Raw genomic sequence first — 21358 nt, 5'->3', positions numbered from 1 at the left:
AAAATCATTTTATTTTATATTTCACTAAACTGTTTAAAAAAAATCTTTTTTCAAACAATCTAACTCAATTTTTAAAATTTTTCATCTAATTTTTTAATAACTAAATATCTTTTTGGCTCTTCCCCAACACTTTCAGTTTGTAATCCCTTCATAAAGGAAACTTCCTCATGAATGATTTTACGTTCACGTGCTGACATTGGATTTAATTTTATGGCGTTTCCTGTTGAAAGAACTGCTTTTCCTTTTTTTCTTGCCAAATCTCTTAATGATTTTTCACGTTTTTCCTTATAGTTATTAGAATCCACAACTATTTTTATATTTTTAAACTGTCTTGTTGTGCTTAACAAGTATTCAAAGCTGTTTAATGTGTTTCCTTTTTCCCCAATTAAAAATCTCATATCTTTTCCATCAAGAATAACTAAGTATTTATTATTGTTTTCTTTTTTTATATTTACGATTCTTACATCTATTTTTGCATTTACAATAAATTCTTTGAAAAATCCTCTTATTTTATCTATATTTGTATCATCCTGACTATTTTGACTAGCTTTTTCTTCATTTTCAGAATTTTCTTTTCTGTAATTTTTTCTATTGCTATTTTTTCTAGAATCAATATTACTTTGATTTTTTGTATCTTTTTTTACAAATTTCTCTTCATTTTGTATTCTTGATTTTTCTGATTTCACATCACTTGATTTCAAATCAGATTTTTTAACAATTTCAATTTCATATTCACCTTTTATATTGATAAACAATATTTTTTTAGGATGTTTCAAAACTTTTACCTGATAAGTTTCATCTTCTTTTAAAGTCAATGAACGGCTTACCATATTTTTAAGTTCTTCCTCATTTTGTGCCTTTAATACTATCTTTTCCATCATCACTTCTTCCTTTCAAAATGAAATACTGCTGAACCAGTGACAAAGCTCCTGAAACTAAGTAATACAATGTTACCCCAGATGGCATATTGTAAAATATGAATAACATCATAATTGGCATCATGTATAACATCGTCTGCATCTGCTGATTACTTTCTTGTCCACTAGTTGCACTTGCCATGATTTTTTGCTGAATATATGTAACTCCCACATTTAAAATAGGTAGTAAATTAAATGCGAAATTTCCCATCATAAATAATCTGTCAGGCTGTTTTAGTGTAAACCATAAAAATTTAGCATCTGCTGGAATTGCATTTCCACTAAAAGCCCAATATAGTGCCACAAATATTGGCATTTGAATTAATAGTGGCAAACATCCTCCTAATGGATTTACCCCATTTTCTCTGTACAGTTCAGCCGTTTTTTGTTGATATTCTTGTGGACTATCTTTGTATTTTTCTTTTATTTTATCAAGTTCTGGTTGTAAATCTCTCATTTTTTTCATTGACTTTTCTTGCTTTAATGTCAATGGAAACACAATTATTCTCATTAAAATTGTAACAATAATTATTGCTACACCATAATTTCCTACAACACCATATATTGCGTTTAGTACATGTACGACAAAATCAACAAGTGCCTGTATTTTAAACATATATTATTTCCTCCACTTTTTTATTTTAACGGATCATATCCTCCCTTATGAAAAGGATGACATTTTAATATTCTTTTGATTCCCAGATAACTCCCTTTTACTGCTCCATATTTTATTATTGCCTGTTTTGAGTATTCTGAGCATGTTGGGTAAAATCTGCATCGTCTTCCTAAATATGGAGAAATACCCTTTTGATAAATTTTTATTAAAAATAATAATATTTTTTTCATTATTTTATTACCTTGTTTATATCTTTTTCAATATCTTTATATTTTAATTTTTTTATTTTTTCTTTTAAGACAGATTTGCCTACAAATATATAATCTGTATTTTTTTTAAATTTATCTTTATGTATTTTTACAAATTCTTTAAATATTCTTTTGATTCTATTTCGTTGAACTGCATTTCCAGTTTTTTTACTTGCTACAAAACCAAATCGTTGTTCGTTATTTATATTTTCCTTTATAAAAATAATAGCATACTTTGTATGCATTTTTTGTGATTTGTTATATATTAATGAAAAATCCTTTGATTTTTTTATTTTATTAATAGACATATTTCTCTTCTTTTAGTTAAAATGAGTGAGAGCTTAATATATTAACCTTCTTTAAAATTAGACAAAAAAATCAACTAAACATGTATTTATGGATAGTTTTAACTTTTGTGTCCAGTTTTAAAGAGGTTTTAGGTATAAGAAAGCTCTCTTAATATTTAGATTAATGCTTTTAAAAACCCAGTGTTGAATTTAACACCGGGTTATGCTGATAATTTAGCTCTTCCTTTAGCTCTTCTTCTTTTCAAAACATTTCTTCCGCTTTTATTTTGCATTCTTTTTCTAAATCCATGATCTTTTTTTCTTTTTCTTTTATTTGGTTGATATGTTCTTTTTGTCATTCTTTTTCCTTTCTATCTTAGTTTTAAAAAATTATTGTCTTTTATAGACATTATATACAATATTCAAAAAAAAGTCAAGTTCAATGCTCTATTCAAAAAGTAAATTTTATTTAATTTATTTGTTATAAAATTTTATACAGAATTTTTTATCCACAACTCTATAATATATAATAGTATATATATAATTAAATATATTATTATTATACATTGTGGAAATGTGGGAACATTTATAAATAAAGGGATTGACAGATAAAAGTCTGTGGAAAACTTTTGCCAAATTTGTGGAAAAATATTATCAACAAAATTGTAAACATAATTACCAACAGAGTTTGTGGATAAATTAAAAGTATGTGGATAATGTGTGGAAAGATGCTGAAAATGGATGTAATTAATTTTTGTGGATAAAAATTTAAAAAGTAAAATTTTTTGATAAACAGCAGAAAAATATTATATTTTTTATGTGGAAAAACCTGTGGAAAACTTTTGTTTAAAATCTTGATTATTTATTTTATTTATGTTATAGTAAAATCAAATAAAAGTACAAATTTAAAGGGAAAATCAATAAACGAGTTTACTAGGCAAAATGCGAGAAAATTAAAAATTTTTATTCATAATTAAAATTAACTAAAAAGGAGAGAAAAGTAAATGGATATTGAGAAATTGTGGAAAAAAATAAAGAAAATAATGAAAAAAAGGGTAAATGAAGCAGAATTTGAGGCATTTTTTAATAATGTGGAAGTAGGAAAGCTGGAAGATGGAAAACTTACACTTGTATGCAATTCAAAGCTGATACAGCAGAATATGGAAAAGCATAAAAGCCAGATGGAAGATATTGTGGAAATTGTAACAGATGAGGAAGTTACTATAAACTTTGAAGTAAAACAGCAGGATGTAATGACATATAAGCCTGAAACACATAGTTTTTCTAAAGATACAAAGGAAAAAATCCAAGTTTTCCACACAGGTTTAAACCCTAAACATAGACTAGACAACTTTGTTGTAGGGGAAAACAGTAAACTCGCGTATAACGCCTGTCTTGCAGTTGTCAACAATCCAACGCCAGTTTATAACCCGCTTTTTATCTATGGAAGTTCAGGACTTGGTAAAACCCATTTAATGCAGGCTGTGGGAAACGCAATATTGGAAAATAACCCAAGCAAGCGTGTATATTATTCTACTTCAGAAGAATTTTCAAATGAATTTTTTAAAGTTTTGAACAGTGGACGGATTCAGCATTTCCGTGATACATTCCGTGCTTTGGACGTACTTCTTTTAGACGATATACAGTTTTTTGAGAAGGTATTTGGACGTGGAGAAGGAACTGTGGAGGAAGAGTTTTTCCACACATTTAACAAGTTGCAAGAACTAGGCAAACAGATAATAATGATAAGTGACAAATCGCCAAAGGAAATAAAAAATCTGTCAAAACGTCTGGAATCAAGATTCTTGTCAGGTTTAACGGTGGAAATTCAAAGCCCGGGCTACGAAACCCGTATGATGATTTTGAAAAATATGGCAAAGACACAAGGAATTGAAATAGACGACAGCATTCTTGAATACATATCAGATTCTCTTGATACAAATGTAAGGGAATTGGAAGGAACATTAACAAACTTAAACGCACGTGCAAAACTTTTAAACGAACAGATAACAATGCAGCTGGTACAAGAAATGCTTATGCACAACGTAAAACGTGAACAGTCTAAAGTAACAGCCAAAAAAGTAATAGAAATGATTTCTGCACAATATGGTGTCAGCGTAACTGACATGAAATCTAAAAAACGTCAGAAAAAAATAGTAGAAACAAGACAAATTGCAATGTATCTTTTAAAGAATAACGATGAACTGGATCTAAGCTTAACAGCAATTGGTGGACTTTTTGGCGGAAAAGATCACAGTACAGTTATAAGCAGTATCAGAAAAATTGATAAAAAAATGAAGGAAGATGTTGTGTTCAAAAAAGAAATTGAGGCTTTAAACAAGAAAATTTTTAGAGCTTAGATGTTTTTTCAAACAAAAACTCTTATTTTAATTTTAGGAAGTGAAATTAAGTGTGTGATAAATGTTCAGAAATAATTCTAGTTTTTGAAAAATATAAAGCAAAAAAAGAATATGAAAATATGATTCAGGAAGTTTGTAAACTCATTGTGTCGAAAATAGAACAAAATGAAATGGAAATATATGCCGCTGATTGTCCGATAGAAAAAATAATGGAAACTGTGGAAAAAGAAGAACATTATACTATTTGCACATATCTGAAATGTTTAAAGTGTAAAAATTATTACTTTTTTGGTATTTGTATAAGAGGAGAGCCAGTTTATAAAAAGATAGAAAATATTAATAGGGAAAAAATAGATAGTCTGATATCGGGAAAATACGGAAGTTATTTTGAAAGAAATGTAAATTTTTAGGATTATGGAAAGTGTTGAAAAGATGTGGAAAAATTTGTGGAAAAATAAAGGAGCCGCTTTAAAAGTTATCCACAGGTAGAAAAAGTTTTCTACATAAATAATTTTTATAAAAAACTTTATCAAAATAATTAAATTTTATTTAATAAAATAAAGTAGAAATTTTTGATGTGGAAAAATAAAAATTAATTTCCACTATATGTTGAAAATTTATCCACAGAAATTGTGGAAAAAAACAATTAAAAATATTGTATTAAAATCAGTTTTGTGGAAAAATAAAATTTTATTGTGTAAAACTAAAATTAGAATATCCACAATTATAAACAAAGTTTCCCACATTTGTAGATAACATAAAGAATATTAATTTATAATTAAATATAAATTGTGATAAAATAATAGAAATAAAAATAGATAAAATTTATCCACATAAGAAAAAATGAAATCCACAATGTGATGTGGAAAAAAATAACTAAAAGAAATTACTAAAAAAGCGAAGAAATTATAATTGTGGAAAAAATGTGGAAATAGTTGTGGGAAAAGTTTTCCACGTAAAAATTGAATTTTCCACAGGGAAATTAATGATTAGTTTGGTTAATGTTTGATTGGAGTAACAGTGAGAATTTACAAAGAATATGAAAATAAATTATGGAGGGAAATTAATGAAAAATATAAATAATGAAATTGAAGAAGTTGTTATAAATACTGAATTTATAAAATTGGATCAGCTTTTGAAGTGGGCAAATTTTACAGGTTCTGGAGTGGAAGCGAAAATGTTTATTTTGAATGGAGAAGTGAAAGTGAATGACGCTGTGGAAACTAGACGTGGGAAAAAAATTTATGATGGGGATGTCGTGGAGTTCGCTGGAGAAAAAGTTCTTATAAGGGCAAAACATTAAATAGTTTGCTGATTTACTAAAAAGATAAATAATAGTGAAAGCAGGCTGTGGAGAATTTAAGGGGAGATTTTTATGAAAAAAGGTATAGGAATTGGAATAGAAGATTTTAGTGAGGTAATAAAAGAGAATTGTTACTACATTGATAAAACAAAATGGATAGGAGAAATTTTAGAGGATAAATCAAAAATAAAGCTATTCACACGTCCAAGAAGATTTGGGAAAACGCTTAATATGTCGATGTTAAAATATTTTTTTAATGTTGAAAATAAAGAAGAAAATAGAAAGTTATTTAATGGACTTGATATTGAAAAATCTGAATATATGTCTGAACAAGGGCAATATCCAGTGATTTTTATTTCACTGAAAAGCATAAAGGCGAAAACTTGGGAGGAAGCGATACAGGAAATTAGACTGCTAGTTTTAGAATTGTTTTCTGAGTACAAGTATCTTTTAGAGGACTTGGATGAGTATGATTTGCCTAGATTTAAGAAGTATTTGATGGGTAATACAGATTTTTCTGAGTTAAAAAATGCCTTGCTGTTTTTGACAAGAATATTATTTCAGAAATATAAAAAAGAAGTTATCTTATTAATTGATGAATACGACAGTCCTTTGATTTCTGCTTATGAACATCATTATTATAGCGATGCCATCGCATTTTTTAAAGTATTTTACGGAGAAGCGCTGAAAACTAACCAGTATTTAAAAATGGGAGTTATGACTGGGATTATAAGAGTTATTAAGGCTGGAATATTTTCTGACTTAAATAATTTACGAGTTTATTCTATTTTAAATAGACAGTATCCTGATTTTTTTGGATTTAATGGAGAGGAAATTGAAAAGGCACTTAAAGATTTTGATATTGAATACAAACTTTCTGATGTCAAGTTATGGTATAATGGCTATAAATTTGGAAATTCCGAAGTATATAACCCTTGGAGCATTTTAAATTTCTTAAAAGATGGGAAGTTAGCTCCTTACTGGATTGATACTTCTGGGAATTTCTTGATTAATCAGATTTTGAAAAATACAGATTCTGAAATTATGGAAACTTTGGAAGCTCTTTTTAATGGAGAAACTGTTGAAGAAAATATCAGTGGTAATTCCGATTTATCCAGTTTGTTGGGTCAAGAGGAAATTTGGGAACTTCTTTTATTTAGCGGATATTTAACTATTGATGAAAAAATTGGGGAAGACTATGAGGATGTGTATTCCTTGAGATTGCCTAATAGGGAGGTAAGGGAGTTTTTTAGGAAGAAATTTATTGATGTAAATTTTGGGGAAAGTATGTTTAGAAAGGCTATGGAGGGGCTTAAAAACCTTAAATTCAATATTTTTCAAAAATATTTACAAAATATTTTATTAAAATCAACAAGTTTTATGGATACTAAAAATGAGGACTTTTATCACGGATTAGTCTTAGGAATGATGTTTTATCTGGATAATCATTATTATGTAAAATCTAATGAAGAAAGTGGCCTTGGAAGATATGATGTTATAATTGAGCCAAAGAATAAGAACAATAGAGGGTTTATTCTAGAGTTTAAAGTTGTTAAAAATGAAGATAATCTGGAGAAAGTCTCGGAAGAGGCGATAGAGCAGATAATGGAGAAGAAGTATGATGTTGGGTTAAAAGATAGAGGTGTTAAGGATGTTACTTTTGTTGGGGTTGCTTTTTGTGGGAAAGTGATAAAAGTTAGTTCATAGATAGTTATAGTGTGAAAGGGAAGAAATAGCGATGTATTTGGATCAGATTAGTTTTAATAACTTTCGGTGCCTTGTGGATGGGAAGTTGAAGTTTGACAGGTATTTTAATTTAATATACGGAAAGAATGGACAGGGGAAGACATCGCTTATTGAGGCTGTCTATTTTTTGGCTACGGGGAAAAGTTTTAGGACTAAGAAGGTTAAGGAGATTCGCAAATATAACTTGAACAGGTTGATTGTGTTTGGGAAGTACAGACATAAGGATTTGTCGGAAAATGCTATTGCTATTGATGTTAATGAGGATAAGAAGGACTTTTATATTGACAGGGAAAAGAATAAATATATAAATTATGTGGGGCTACTTAACATTATTTCATTTATTCCTGAGGATATTGAGCTGATTATTGGGAATCCTGGCGTTAGGAGAAATTTTTTTAATTATGAAATTTCGCAGGCAAAAAAGGAGTATTTACAGTCGATTGTGAATTTTGAGAAAATATTGAAGGTGCGGAACAAACTTATAAAGGAAAAAAAGACTGGCGAGGAAATTTATAAAATCTATAATGAAAAATTTATTGAGGAAGGGCTGAATATCGTTTTAAACAGACGGGAATTTATAAAAAAACTTTCAATTCTTCTAAACTTGAATTACCGAAAATTATTTGATGAAAATTCAGAGCTGAAATTAAAATATGACTGTTTTCTTGGGGATGTGGAAAAGAAGACTAGAGAAGAGCTGAAGGAAAAATTTGAAGTGCTATGTAAAAGGAAAAGTGAAAGGGAAAAATTTCTTGGATACAGCCTGCTCGGTCCTCAAAAAGATGACTTTATCTTTGAGCTGAATGGAAAAAATGCAAAGGCATATTCTTCACAAGGGGAGAAGAAATCTATAATATTCTCGCTAAAAATTTCAGAAATTGATATTTTAATAAAGGAAAAAAAGGAGTATCCAATATTTATAATGGACGACATCGCTTCGTATTTTGATGAAGTCAGAAAAAAAAGCATTTTAAGTTATTTTGTAAATAAAAAAATTCAATGTTTTATAACTTCAACAGAAGATCTGGGCATAGAAGGAAAAAAATTTATTGTGGAAAAGGGGAAGATTATTAATGAGTAAAAAGGGGTTGAAAAATGGACGAAATTAAGGATTTAAAAAACTTGGCACTAAAAGCGATTGAGAAAAGAAGCTCACTTTTAAAGAATGAAAAATATATTTTGTGGAAAATTAAGAAAAACTGGACACAGATTGTGAACGGTCCTATTGGCGAAAAAACTTATCCAAAGAGCTTGTTTAACGGAAATCTAGTTGTAGTGATTAATGATGGAATTATTTATCACACGACGATAATGTATGCGGAAAATATAAAGGAAAAAATAAACACATTTTTGAATGGTAATTTTTTGGAAAGTATTGAATTTGTAAAGGTAAATTATAAAATAAAGCGAGATTTGCTGGATGAACTTATTGAAAATGAGGAAAAGAGAGAGACAATTCGGATTGGGGAAATTCCTAGAGGAAATGTTAGGGAAAGTAGGATAGATGTTGAGTCTGAAAATAAAATCACAGAAAAAGTGAAGGATATTGTGCTTTCTACCGAAGAAATTAAAGAAATTCACGAGAATATTGATAAAATTGATAAAAAGTATGAAGATATTGCCAGAAGGCTGGAAAAAATTGCGATAAAGCTGAAAAAGAGGGAAAAATATTTAAAAAATAATGGATATATTGAATGTGAAAACTGTAAAATTTTATTCTTGCAGGAAAGTAACGAGAAAATGTGCTTTGAATGCAGAATGAATGAAAAAAATCGGAAATTTCAGAAAATGACTGATTTGATAAGGAATAAGCCGTATATATCTGAAAAACAGGCAGTTAGAATAACGAGTACTGACAAAGCTACCTATTACAAAGCACGGGACATTTTAGCACAGCAGACTTACAACGATATGCTTTATTATTGTCTTGAAAAAACTAGAGAAATTTCTTTAAATGAAGATTATGAATTTGAAATTCGGAGTGAGTCAAGGGAAGATGTGGAAAAATTTATAAAAAATTATGTGGATTACAAAATTGGGAGCGATAATGAGGAAGTTTTTAAGGTTGAGAGAAAGTGGGCTTTGAGAAGGTTAAGAAAGGATATGAAATTTAGAATTGAGAATAATAGGAGGTATTGAAAATATCTGAGTTTGCATATCACAATTTTAAGTAAAAAATTTTATTTATGGTTTTGGTTCAAAATATGGTAAAATAATATTTATAAAATTTGAGATAAACTTCAAATATCTCTAATATATAGTAATTTTTTAAATAATTTAAACTTAAAAAGTATAATTATTTTATTTAGATTAAAAATTTTGATAGTTTTATGAGTTGATTTAAAAAGAGTTGGAATATAAATGGAGAAAAAATGTATATAGAAGAATTATTAAAAGAAGCGGATAAATCAATGGAAAATTACAAGTATGAAGATGCGCTTGTATATTTGAAGTCGGTACTTGAAATTGATGAGAGTAACTATTCGGCACTTATGACACTTTCTAAGATTTATTCAGACTTTGGAATGTTTGAACAAGCGAAGGAATATGCAGAAAAATTGCAGAAAAAGTATCCTGACAGCAAGGATACGCTTTTTACATTGGGATTTGTCTATCAGTCGCTTGGAAGATTGAAAAAGGCGATTTCGCTTTATAAAAAATTTTTGGAAATGGAAAAAAATTATTTTGTGTATTTGAATATGGGAATGTCTTATGCTTTGTTAAAGTATTATAGAAAGGCGATAGAAAATATTGATAAAGCAATAGAAATGGAGCCTGAAAGTTCAGAAGCGTATGTTGAGAAAGGCGACTGCCTTACAATGATGGGTAAATACGATGAGGCAATTTGTGAATATACAAGACTTTTAAATGCAAAATTTAACGAGGTGGAGGAATTTTCACTTTACGCACGGATGGGCGACACAATGGCTTATTCAAGCAATATAAAAGAAGTTGTGAAATATTATAATATCGCCATAAATTGTGAAAATGTGGAAGATTATGTATTTGAGGATTATTTTGAAATATTGTTCAGAGCAGAGGAGTTTGAGGAAATAAAACTTCTGCTTTTAAATTATGAAAATGCAACGAATGAGAATAAAGGACTTTCGAGAATAAAAATGTTGAATTTGCAAGGAAGGTTTTTTGTGAAAACCAAAGATTATGAAAATGCACAGAAGGTTTGCGATAAAATGATTATTTTAGAACCTGAAAATATTCGCCATTATGTGAATTTGGTATATGTGCTGGAATTACAGCATAAATATGACAAAGCGCTTGAATATGTGGCTAAAATGGCTAAATTTACAGAAGATAAGGACTTTTTGAAGGAACTGAAAAAGAGATTGAGAAAAAATAAGAGAAAATTTGAAAAGGAAAATGAGAAAAGTTTAGAAAATAAAGAAAAGTAAAAAAATTAGAAATTATGAGGATTTTAAATGGAAGAAAAAAATTATGAAGTTAATAAGAAATATGATGAAAAAATATTGATAAATGTACTGAAAAATTTTGATAAAACTGGGGAATATGTTGTAGAGCCGGGAAGAAATGAAATAAAAAAGTTTGAGATAGATATTGAAAATAATTTGAAAAAAGGGAATGAAAAAAAGAAAAAAAATAATAACATTGAAAATACTGCAACAAAAAAAATGGTAAATGTAAAAAAATTTAAACAAAAAGATTTCATTACAAACTTTTTCTACAAATTTAAAGGCTCAAAAGCAAAACGTTCTTATGAATATGCAAAAAAATTATTAGAATATAAAATAAAAACTCCAGAACCAATTGCATATTTTGATGATTTTTTAAACGAAAATAATAAAAAAAACAGTTATTATATAAGCGAGGAATTAAAATATGATTTTACCTGCCGTGAAGTTTTCTGGCCTGAGGATATCGAGCGGGACAAGGCTGAACAGGGGGAAAATTACAAGATAAGCGAAGAAACGGAAAGAATGCTTGCAAAAGTGGAAAAGAATCGTGAAAAAATCATAAGACAGTTTGCAAAATTTTCATTTGATTTGCACGAAAATGGTGTGGAATTTGAAGACTATTCACCAGGAAATGTGCTGATTAAGGATAAAAGTGGGAATTATGAGTTTTATCTAGTTGACTTAAATAGAATGAAATTTGGAGTGAAACTGAATCTAGATAAAAGAATGAAAAATGTTTCAAGAATGATGGAAGATGAAAAACTAGCCGGAATTTTTGCAAACGAATATGCGAAGTACTGCAAACAGAGGGAAGAGTTGGTTTTTAGATATTTGAGGTATTATATTAGAAAACACAAAAGTTATGTGTATTTTAAGGATATTACTCGTCCAGTAAGGAATGTTTTTAAAAAGAAGAAGTAAATTTGTTTAATAATTTTAAAATTTATCTAAAGTATCCCTTTTTAAAATTTTTTATGAGTTAATTTTTATTAATTTAATTATGACTAATAATAGTTTTTTTATTCTTTTTTATTTATTTTTTTGTAACGTAAGGGCATCAAACGCCATGCCCTTACAACCCCGCTTACGCAAAACTTTCTTATAAAGAAAAAATAAAACTCGATTTTGAATTAAGGTTATTTCAACACAAATAATTGAATATAGTTTAAAATTTACTTCAAAATCTCAAACAGTTATTTTTTCTTTAACGAAATTTTGCTTAATATTTGTTTTTGTTAAACAATTTATTATAATTAAATTAAAATTGTCGTGATTTTTTGAAAATAAAATTGACTGTTTGAGCTTTTTCAAACTTTTTAAATTTTGATTAGTTTAAAGAGTTGATAATAATTTTTATTAAAAAGCGAGTTTCAATTTTATTTCAAAAAAATGCTTAGACGAGCCGGGATTGTAAAGGGGATGGCGACTGATCCCCTTTACGTTTAGAAAAAATAAAAGTATTGAGATAAACAAAAAAATAAATATTAATAAAAATAATCTTTGTCAATTTTAAATACAATTATTAAGATAAATATTTAGAGTTTAAATTTAATTTTTTGATAATATTATTAAATAGGAATGGTAAAAAAATAGATTAAATTGAAAGGAAAATTTAAAAAATGAAAAATTATGACATAATTGTTGTTGGAGCGGGGCATGCTGGGGTGGAAGCTGCACTTGCGGCGGCAAGACATGGACTGAAAACAGCGTTATTTACAATATATCTTGACAATATTGCAATGATGTCGTGCAATCCGTCGGTTGGAGGTCCTGGAAAAAGCCATCTGGTGTCGGAACTTGGAATGCTTGGCGGAGAAATGGCAAGGCATATTGACAATTATAACTTGCAGTTAAAGAACTTGAATCATACAAAGGGGCTGGCTTCACGGATTACAAGGGCTCAAGCCGATAAATACTGGTACAGGGTTAAAATGAGGGAAATTATTGAAAAGCAGGAAAATCTAGATTTGGTGCAAGGAATTGTTGTGGATTTGATTGTGGAAAATAAGAAAGTTATGGGAGTTGAAGACAATCTTGGGATAAAATATGGAGCAAAGGCTGTTGTTTTATGTACTGGAACTTTTTTAGGCGGAGAATATGTGATGGGAGATGTAAAATATTCATCAGGGCGGCAAGGAGAACCTGCGAGTGTAGATTTGCCTGATAGGCTTGTGGAATATGGCTTTGAGCTGGATAGATACCAGACTGCCACTCCTCCGAGAATTGCTAAATCTTCAATTGATTTTTCAAAAACAGAGGAATTAAAGGGGGAAGACAAGCCACGATATTTTTCTTACGAAACAAAAAAAGAATATAATTCGACTTTACCAACTTGGCTTACCTTCACAACACCTGAAACAATTAGAGTGGGGCAGGAAATGCTTCAATATTCGCCAATTGTTACAGGAATTGTGAGTACGAAAGGTCCACGACACTGCCCTTCTCTTGATAGAAAGATTATGAATTTTCCAGAAAAGACAAATCATCAGATATTTCTGGAGCAGGAATCTGTGGAATCAGACGAAATCTATATAAACGGATTTACAACAGCAATGCCGCCATTTGCACAAGAAGCAATGTTAAAGACGATTAGTGGACTTGAAAATGCTAAAATTGTACGTTACGGGTATGCGGTCGAATATAACTTTGTACCTGCATACCAGTTAAAATTAACTCTTGAAACAAAAGTTCTGGATGGACTTTATACAGCGGGAACGATTAATGGAACGAGTGGATATGAAGAGGCTGCCTGTCAAGGATTTATGGCGGGAGTGAATGCTGCGAGAAAAATTTTAGGGAAAAAGGAAATTGTGATTGACAGAAGTGAGGGATATATCGGGGTTTTGATAGACGATATAATAAATAAAAAAACGCCAGAGCCGTATCGTGTACTGCCTTCAAGAGCTGAATACAGACTGACTTTGCGTCAAGACAATATTTTTATAAGACTTTTGGAAAAAGCGAAGGAAATTGGGTTATTAAATGCTAAAAAATTAGCAGAACTTGAAAATGTGTGTCAGGAAATTGAAAATGAAACTGAAAGATTGAAGGGAATTACTGTTTATCCGACTAAGGAAAATAATGAAAAATTACTTGAAATTGTAGAAAAACAAAATCAATCTGAAAGTGCGGAAATTGAAAAAACTAGTAAAAATAGCATGAACAGCCCTGTTTCAGCTTTTGAATTTCTTGCGAGAAAAGAAATTAACTATGATAATTTAAGTGAATTTGTGGAAACTGTGGAATTATCCGATTTAGCGAAGGAACAAGTAGAAATAAATGCAAAATATAGTGTGTTTATTCAAAGGGAAAAGGCACAGATTGAGAAGTTTAAGAAACTGGAAAAAATGGTAATTCCAAAAAGATTTGACTATGAAAGTGTAAAAGGACTTAGCAATATCGCTATTTCTGGGCTTATGTACGGACAGCCTGAAACGATTGGGCAGGCTAGCAGAATCAGCGGAGTTACTTATAATGATATTTCGCTTTTAATTGCGATTTTGAAGAATTGATAAAATTAGATCGTACTAGAATTTGAGCAGAATAGTTTTATTCTTAAATTCAGTTCTGATTAATTTTATTGTGATGTTTGAAAATTTAGGAAGGAAAAAGAATGGAAGAAAGTATAAAGATAAAAAACAGCTTGGTAGATAACAAAAAAATGAGATTTGGGACGGAATCAATTCCAAAATTGCTAGTTTCACTTGCAGTACCAGCAATTATTGCTAATCTTGTAAATGCACTTTATAATATTGTGGATCAGATTTTTATTGGACAGAAAATTGGATTTCTAGGAAATGCAGCTACGAATGTGGCTTTTCCACTTACGACAATTTGTCTTGCGATTGGGCTTATGACGGGAGTGGGGGCTGCGACGAACTTTAATCTGGAATTAGGTAGAAAGCGTCCAAAAAGAGCAAAAAGTGTGGCTGGAACGGCAGTAACGATGCTTCTTTTAGGTGGAATTATATTATGCATATTGATTAATATATTTTTAAAGCCTATGTTAACAGCATTCGGTGCGACAAATCAGATTTTTGACTATGCTATTGAATATACTCGGATTACATCTTTAGGGATACCATTTTTATTATTTTCAATAGGGGCAAACCCTTTGGTAAGAGCTGATGGAAATGCCTTTTATTCGATGCTTGCGATAGTTGTTGGATCGCTTGTAAATACTATATTAGATCCGTTATTTATGTTTGGATTTAATATGGGGATGGATGGTGCGGCTTGGGCAACTGTAATTGGGCAGTTTGTATCAGCAATTATGCTAGCTTTGTACTTTTTTAGATTTAAAAGCGTGAAATTTGAGTTGAGGGATTTTAAGATAAGAATACGGGAAATAGGGATTTTATTTGCATTGGGAACATCGCCTTTTATTTTTCAATGTTCTGCTTTAATTATTCAAATTGTAACAAATAATCTGCTAAAGATATACGGGGCAAAATCCATTTATGGAAGCGAAATTCCAATTGCTGTTGCTGGAATTGTTATGAAAATAAATGTTATATTTATAGCGATTGTATTGGGACTGACACAGGGGGCACAGCCTATTGCAGGATACAACTATGGAGCAAGGAAATATACGAGAGTCCGTGAAATATTAAAATTGACATTAAAAGCCGCTTTTGTTATTTCAATAGTAGCATTTGCGATATTCCAAATTTTCCCGGTACAGATAATTTCTGTATTTGGAAGTGGGAGTGAACTTTATTTTAAATATGGAACAAAATATATGAGAGTATTTTTATTTTTCATATTTTTAAATGGTATTCAAGGTGCTATTACACTGTTTTTAACCTCAATTGGAAGAGCATTTCAAGGGGCTTTTTTGTCGCTCGTAAGACAAATTATATCACTATTGCCGCTGCTTATAATTTTACCGTACTTTATGGGAGTTGATGGAATTATGTTCGCTTTTCCAATAGCGGATCTGGTAGCATTTATTGTATCGGTAATCATTTTGAAAAAGGAAATGAAAAAAATTCCTAAATTGGATGAAGACAATTAAAAAGATTGAAAAAAGGAGAAAAAATTTAATGAAATTAATAGTGGGACTGGGAAATCCTGGAGAACAGTATAAATTAACAAGACATAATATCGGTTTTATATTTATTGACGAATATTTGAAGGAAAATAATATAAACGATGTGAGAGAAAAGTTTAAGTCACTGTTTGTACAGACTAGTTATAAAGGGGATAAAGTTTTTTACCAAAAGCCAACTACATTTATGAATTTGAGCGGGGAAGCAATTGGAGAAGCTGTCAGATTTTTTAAGATTGATCCGAAAACGGAGCTTTTTGTAATTTATGACGATATGGATATGCAGTTTGGAAAGCTGAAAATTAAGCAAAATGGGAGTGCAGGCGGACACAATGGAATAAAATCCATTATTTCTCACGTTGGAAATGAATTTGTGCGAATAAAATTTGGAATTGGAAAACCAAAGACGAAGGAAGAGACATTGGGATTTGTACTAGGAAAATTTTCGCCTGAGGAAAAGGAAGTTGTGAAAGATTCAAGAGAGAAAATATTTAATTTGATTGACGATATAAAAGACGATATGACGATTTCAAAATTAATGAATAAATATAACACTAAATAAAAATGGAAAGGAATGGTTTAATGGGTAACGTTATTTTAAAATGTACTAATCTATCCAAAACTTATGATTTTGATAATGCATTAAATAATGTAAACTTATCAATAGAAAGTGGTAAAATTATTGGATTGTTAGGACCAAATGGAAGTGGGAAAACAACTTTTATAAAGCTGTTAAATGGACTATTAAAACCAACAGAAGGTGAAATTCTTATAAATGGACAAAATCCAGGTGTTGAAACAAAAAAAATTGTCTCATATTTGCCTGATAAGAATTATTTGGATAATTCTAAGACTGTAAACGCAATTTTGCAATTATTTGCTGATTTTTATGATGATTTTGACCGTGAAAAAGCACAAAATATGTTAAAGGATTTAGGAATTGATACAACAAGAAGATTTAAGCTGCTTTCAAAGGGAATGAAGGAAAAAGTTCAGTTAATACTAGTTATGTGCAGACGTGCCAAGTTATATCTACTGGACGAGCCGATAGCAGGAGTTGATCCTGCGGCAAGAGATTATATATTAAATACTGTTATAAAAAATTACAACAGGGAAGCAACAGTTATTATTTCTACACATTTAATAGCGGATGTGGAAAAAGTACTGGATGAGGCAATTTTCATAAGTAAAGGTGAAATTTTGCTTTATCAGGATGTGAAAAGTATAATAAATGAGCATAATAAAACAGTTGATGAATACTTTAGGGAGGTGTTTAAATATTGAAAAATTTAGGGAAATTAATCAAATATGATTTTATGGATGTAAGTAAATTGATGCTTCCATTTTATATTGGAATGGGAGTAATGGGAATTGTTATAAGATTATTCTGGTTTGTTTTATTAAATGAAAAACTTGATGAAAGTGTAAGAATTTCTACGGGTGTTTTTCAGTTTATGTCTTATTTTGGCTATGTAATCGCAATTATTGGACTAATTTTGATGACTTATTATGCGGTAATAATCCGTTATTATCGGTCTATTTATGGGAATGAGGGATATTTGACAAATACTTTGCCTATTGAAACATATGAAATAATTTTAGCAAAATTAATAACATTTTTCGGCTGGTTTGTTGTAAATGGAATTATAATATTTTTTACTTTTTGGTTTGTTATTCCTTTGGAAGAAGTAATTAAAGCAAATATATTTAGACCTGAAGTTTTTCGTGAAATAGAGATGTTTTTACGGCACTCTGTAAGTACTACTTTAATAATCAGTATTATTTCTATGTTAGTTATGACGATTGAAAAAATATTATTTTTATTTTTGTGCATAAGTATTGCAAATATGGTAAAATCTTACAGAGTTTTGACTGGAGTCGGTACATATATGATTCTTGGGACAGTTATAAACTTGATAAAAAGGTTTATATTAACTATGACGTATTTTTTGGACTTTAAGAATTACAGTAATAGCTATAATGATTCAGATGTGGAAGCCTTGAAAACATTTGAGTACCTTTTTAATACCAATTTGGGACTACTTTTTACAAGTATAATATTTTCGGTTATAATATTTTTTGTAGTAAATTATTTATTAAAAAATAAATTGAATTTGGAATAATTTAAGTAAGATAGATTTTATAATAAAATGCAACAAATTTAAAATAAAACTCTAAAGAAAACTAATGTGTAGTTCAATTTAGAGTTTTTCTATTTTTTTTATAGTGTACTCAGAAATTATCTGTTTAAAATTTTTTCAGTTTGTCTTAAATCTTTTTCTCTGGAAACAACACCATACTTTTTCTTAATTTCTTCCAATTTATCAATAACCTTCTGATTTTCTTCCTTTGAAAAGTTTTTTACTGATAAAAAGAATTTCATTGAACCTTCAAAACTTCTAATAGATTTTGTTAAAAAAAGACGTTTTCTAAAAAAAGGTGGCTTTCTCACAATGTCATCAAAATCAATAAAAGCAATTTTTTCACTATTTTTATCTATAAAAAAGTTTCCAAGACTGAAATCCATATGATAATATTCTTTTTCAAAAAATTTTGTTTCAAAATCAAGCCACAAATCAAGTGTTTTATAAGTAAGCTCAAAATCATTTTTTTCAACTAAATAATTATAATATGATATAAAATTTCCAGTAAATGTTTGGTTTATATTTTCTGAAACAGTTTCTATTTTTATATGAAAAGGAGTATATTTTATAACCTTGTATTCTATAATTTTCATGAAATTTAGTTCTGGAAAATCTTTTTCCAGATGTTTCGCAATCTCAAAAGAATTTCTTCCTTTTTCCCTTGTAAACCCCAAAAATATTTTTAGTGCTTTCAAATTTCGATATTCATAAGTTTTATAAAAAAGTTTTTTTTCTTTATCTATATTCAAATTTTTATTTTCTTGCATTTTTATCATTTTTCCTTTATTTTCATTCTTGTTAAATTTTAACATATTCTATTTTTTATTTCAATAAATAAAAATTAAAGCAGCAGAATAAAAAAAATTCTATCCAAAATCTATTGACTTTTTACACTTAATAGGCGTAAAATATTAAAATAAAGCGATAAGAATGGAGAAAACTAAAATGAAGAAAAATATAAAATTATATAAATTTAACGAAATTGATTCAACGAATGAATATTTGCGAAAAAATCATAAAAGTTATGAGGAATTTGATGTTATTTCTGCTAGAGTTCAGACGCATGGAAAGGCACGTAGGCAGAATGACTGGATTTCGTTGGATGGGATGGCACTTTTTAGTTTCTTTTTAAAGGAAAGAGATAACTGGGAAATTGAGGATTATTTGAAATTGCCATTGATTGCTGGAATTGCAGTTATAAAGGGACTTAGAAAAATTGAAAATTTAGAATATAAATTCAAATGGACTAATGATGTTTATGTGGAAAATATGAAATTATGTGGTATTCTAATAGAAAAAACTGAAGATGTTTATATTACGGGAATTGGGATAAATGTAAATAATATGTTGCCAGAAAACTTAAAAAGTAAAGCCATTTCATTGACTCAAATAAGAAATAAAAAATATGAAATTGATGAAGTTATAAAAAATATTGTTTTAGAATTTCAAACATTGTGTGAAAATTTAGAAAATGGATTCTGGAAGGATATTTTAAAGGAAATTAATCAGATAAATTATTTGAAAGGTAAAAAAATTGAATTAAAATTTGGCAATGAAGTTATTTCAGGAGTTGCTCAGAATATTGATGAAAATGGGGAGCTTCAGATTTTGATGGAAAAAACAGATAATCGAAATCCTGAAGTTAGGAGTTTTTCAGTTGGGGAAGTTTTTGAAAAGATAGTTTATTCTTCATAATTTTTTTTAGATTTTTGTTAAAAAATTGTAAAATCAATATAGTTTAAAAGTAGTCTAAATTTTGGGATATTAGTAAATTAAAAAAGAGGCATAGACCTCTTTTATTATTGTTTTTTTCTTAACTCTTCATTATCTTTTTTAGCATCTTTAATTGTACCACCTTTTCCACCATGTCCGTTCCAATATTTGCTCATAGGATTTTTTCTGCTTGTTGTTGGAATATATGCCACTGTTGCTCCTTTTCTAGCCTTAATCTGTGCTATATATTCTTCTGACTGTTTTGTGATTTTTTCAAATTCATCTTTATATATTGCTTCTATTTTATTTTTTCTTTCTTCGCTAAGCGCTTTAAGTTTTTTAGACACTCTTCCGTTACTTTCATACAGTCCGGCATATTTAGGATCATTTGAAAGACTTTTTGCTCCGTACATTATAAGAGAACTCATATTATTTTTTTCTCCCAGAGATCTTTTTATAAGAAATTTGTTCATTGTCAGTGTCAAATTATGAGATGCTACTATTCTATTTATCATGTAATCATTTAAAGGTTCCCATTTATAGTCGGAAAAAGCTATTTCATGTATTCTCTGCAGTTCTTCTGTTAATTTAGCGGCATCATTTGCTGAAGAATAATAACCGTTTGCGGCATTTGCAATTTCTTTCAGAACTTTATTCTGGTGAGCATCTACATTAAACCCTATTATTCCTAGAACAATATCTGTATTTTCATTTTTAAATTTTTTTGCAGTTTCAACAGGATTGCCGTCGCATGTTTCGATTCCGTCAGTAATTATATACAGGATATTCAATGTCTTTTCGCCTTTTAATGCTTTTAAGTCATTTGTTCCGTTTTCAATCGATTTTGCTATGGAAGTCCATCCTGTAGGCTGAATAGGAGCTAAAGAGCTTTTCAGCTTATCTTTATTTAAAGTTTCAATCGGTGAAATCAGTTCGTTGGCGGAACATGATTCCTGTTTTTTACTTACCGTATTATCTCCCTTATGGCCAAAAACCCTCAGTCCTACTTTTGTGTTTGCAGGCATTTCGGAAATAACTTTCTCTATAGATTCCTTTGCAATTTCCATCATTGTTTTATCGCCTATTTTCTGTTTCATTGAACCGCTGGCATCTAAAATGATTTCCAGATTGACATTCATATTTTCTTCAATTTTTTGTTTTGTAAAAGGATTTACCATGTCATCCTTGAAGATGACATATGAAAATCTGTCAAGAGTTTCAATCGGCTCGTAATCATAGCCTGCTATGTATAAAAATTTCCTGAAGAGACGCTCAACTTCTTCATCAGAAGCATCTTCACCTAAGGCAGGTTTAATTTTTTTAAGTTCATTCTGAACATTTTCTCTCCAGATATCTGATTTTTTCACTATATTTTCTTCATAAGTATCAGGAAACTGGTAGATTCCAGGTGCCACATCTACTATTCCTTCATACGTATACACAATATCAGGCAAATCCCCATTAACGCCTTTCCCTTTTTGGAATTCTTCTTCTGAAAGCTGTTTTTCTGATTTCTTTTTGTCTATATCTTCTTTTTTATTGA

At 29.3% G+C, this 21358-nt stretch carries 21 protein-coding genes; 14 read left to right on the top strand and 7 right to left on the bottom strand.

Annotation, left to right across the window (positions count from 1 at the left end; all coding sequences use genetic code 11):
- Window positions 1–71: 71 nt before the first annotated feature.
- The 5 genes from ACZ5B9_RS00465 to rpmH form a co-directional block, all read right to left on the bottom strand.
- Window positions 72–878, bottom strand: a complete 807-nt coding sequence (locus ACZ5B9_RS00465) for a Jag family protein (protein WP_464422915.1) — start codon at window positions 876–878, stop codon at window positions 72–74.
- Complete coding sequence (locus ACZ5B9_RS00460; protein WP_021769812.1) at window positions 847–1533, bottom strand: YidC/Oxa1 family membrane protein insertase; 687 nt, start codon at window positions 1531–1533, stop codon at window positions 847–849. The genes ACZ5B9_RS00465 and ACZ5B9_RS00460 overlap by 32 nt, the downstream gene beginning before the upstream one ends.
- Before the next feature lie 20 nt (window positions 1534–1553).
- Window positions 1554–1763 (bottom strand): membrane protein insertion efficiency factor YidD, encoded by a 210-nt coding sequence (yidD, locus tag ACZ5B9_RS00455; protein ID WP_464422914.1) that lies wholly within the window; start codon window positions 1761–1763, stop codon window positions 1554–1556.
- Window positions 1763–2089, bottom strand: a complete 327-nt coding sequence (gene rnpA / locus ACZ5B9_RS00450) for a ribonuclease P protein component (RefSeq protein WP_464422913.1) — start codon at window positions 2087–2089, stop codon at window positions 1763–1765. The genes yidD and rnpA overlap by 1 nt, the downstream gene beginning before the upstream one ends.
- 200 nt (window positions 2090–2289) lie before the next feature.
- Window positions 2290–2427: a 50S ribosomal protein L34 gene (gene rpmH / locus ACZ5B9_RS00445; RefSeq protein ID WP_006805377.1), complete on the bottom strand. Its 138-nt coding sequence runs from the start codon at window positions 2425–2427 to the stop codon at window positions 2290–2292.
- 645 nt (window positions 2428–3072) lie between these two features.
- Between rpmH and dnaA the strand changes: the two genes are divergently transcribed.
- The 13 genes from dnaA (at window position 3073) to ACZ5B9_RS00380 (ending at window position 18081) form a co-directional block, all read left to right on the top strand.
- Complete coding sequence (gene dnaA / locus ACZ5B9_RS00440) at window positions 3073–4428, top strand: chromosomal replication initiator protein DnaA (protein WP_464422912.1); 1356 nt, start codon at window positions 3073–3075, stop codon at window positions 4426–4428.
- Window positions 4429–4478: 50 nt separating this feature from the next.
- Complete coding sequence (locus ACZ5B9_RS00435) at window positions 4479–4838, top strand: hypothetical protein (protein WP_464422911.1); 360 nt, start codon at window positions 4479–4481, stop codon at window positions 4836–4838.
- 656 nt (window positions 4839–5494) lie between these two features.
- On the top strand, window positions 5495–5731 hold the full coding sequence (gene yaaA / locus ACZ5B9_RS00430; protein WP_464422910.1) for a S4 domain-containing protein YaaA: 237 nt from the start codon (window positions 5495–5497) through the stop codon (window positions 5729–5731).
- A gap of 72 nt (window positions 5732–5803) precedes the next feature.
- Window positions 5804–7438: an AAA family ATPase gene (locus tag ACZ5B9_RS00425; RefSeq protein ID WP_464422909.1), complete on the top strand. Its 1635-nt coding sequence runs from the start codon at window positions 5804–5806 to the stop codon at window positions 7436–7438.
- Between the two features lie 31 nt (window positions 7439–7469).
- Entirely contained in the window at window positions 7470–8558 is a 1089-nt protein-coding gene (gene recF / locus ACZ5B9_RS00420; protein ID WP_464422908.1) for a DNA replication/repair protein RecF, read from the top strand.
- A 14-nt stretch (window positions 8559–8572) separates the two neighbouring features.
- Window positions 8573–9616 (top strand): DciA family protein, encoded by a 1044-nt coding sequence (locus ACZ5B9_RS00415; RefSeq protein ID WP_464422907.1) that lies wholly within the window; start codon window positions 8573–8575, stop codon window positions 9614–9616.
- A gap of 233 nt (window positions 9617–9849) precedes the next feature.
- Window positions 9850–10887 carry a tetratricopeptide repeat protein gene (locus ACZ5B9_RS00410; RefSeq protein ID WP_464422906.1) on the top strand — a complete coding sequence of 346 codons (1038 nt, stop codon included), beginning with the start codon at window positions 9850–9852 and terminating at the stop codon, window positions 10885–10887.
- 27 nt (window positions 10888–10914) lie between these two features.
- Window positions 10915–11829 carry a hypothetical protein gene (locus ACZ5B9_RS00405; RefSeq protein ID WP_464422905.1) on the top strand — a complete coding sequence of 305 codons (915 nt, stop codon included), beginning with the start codon at window positions 10915–10917 and terminating at the stop codon, window positions 11827–11829.
- A gap of 698 nt (window positions 11830–12527) precedes the next feature.
- Window positions 12528–14420: a tRNA uridine-5-carboxymethylaminomethyl(34) synthesis enzyme MnmG gene (mnmG, locus tag ACZ5B9_RS00400; protein WP_464422904.1), complete on the top strand. Its 1893-nt coding sequence runs from the start codon at window positions 12528–12530 to the stop codon at window positions 14418–14420.
- A gap of 101 nt (window positions 14421–14521) precedes the next feature.
- Entirely contained in the window at window positions 14522–15925 is a 1404-nt protein-coding gene (locus tag ACZ5B9_RS00395) for an MATE family efflux transporter (protein WP_464422903.1), read from the top strand.
- A 28-nt stretch (window positions 15926–15953) separates the two neighbouring features.
- A complete protein-coding gene (pth, locus tag ACZ5B9_RS00390; RefSeq protein WP_464422902.1) occupies window positions 15954–16520 on the top strand; it encodes an aminoacyl-tRNA hydrolase in 567 nt (188 codons plus the stop codon).
- 20 nt (window positions 16521–16540) lie between these two features.
- A complete protein-coding gene (locus ACZ5B9_RS00385; RefSeq protein WP_464422901.1) occupies window positions 16541–17242 on the top strand; it encodes an ABC transporter ATP-binding protein in 702 nt (233 codons plus the stop codon).
- Window positions 17239–18081, top strand: coding sequence for a hypothetical protein (locus tag ACZ5B9_RS00380; RefSeq protein ID WP_455036005.1), 843 nt, complete (start codon window positions 17239–17241; stop codon window positions 18079–18081). Before ACZ5B9_RS00385 ends, ACZ5B9_RS00380 begins: the two co-directional genes overlap by 4 nt.
- Before the next feature lie 116 nt (window positions 18082–18197).
- On the opposite strand, the gene ACZ5B9_RS00375 is transcribed toward ACZ5B9_RS00380, so the two are convergent.
- The gene (locus ACZ5B9_RS00375) at window positions 18198–18869 is read right to left on the bottom strand and encodes a hypothetical protein (RefSeq protein WP_314294565.1); all 672 of its coding nucleotides are present in this window, start codon (window positions 18867–18869) and stop codon (window positions 18198–18200) included.
- A gap of 178 nt (window positions 18870–19047) precedes the next feature.
- Here ACZ5B9_RS00375 and ACZ5B9_RS00370 point away from each other — a divergent pair, with 178 nt between their 5' ends.
- Window positions 19048–19797 (top strand): biotin--[acetyl-CoA-carboxylase] ligase, encoded by a 750-nt coding sequence (locus ACZ5B9_RS00370; protein WP_464422900.1) that lies wholly within the window; start codon window positions 19048–19050, stop codon window positions 19795–19797.
- A 104-nt stretch (window positions 19798–19901) separates the two neighbouring features.
- Here the strand turns inward: ACZ5B9_RS00370 and ACZ5B9_RS00365 are convergent, their stop codons facing one another.
- Window positions 19902–21269 carry a VWA domain-containing protein gene (locus ACZ5B9_RS00365; protein WP_464422899.1) on the bottom strand — a complete coding sequence of 456 codons (1368 nt, stop codon included), beginning with the start codon at window positions 21267–21269 and terminating at the stop codon, window positions 19902–19904.
- Window positions 21270–21358: the final 89 nt, after the last annotated feature.

This window comes from Leptotrichia sp. SK-5, assembly GCF_055387215.1.
The sequence above is the reverse complement of the archived record's forward strand: the minus strand, read 5'-3'. Positions and strand labels throughout refer to the sequence as shown.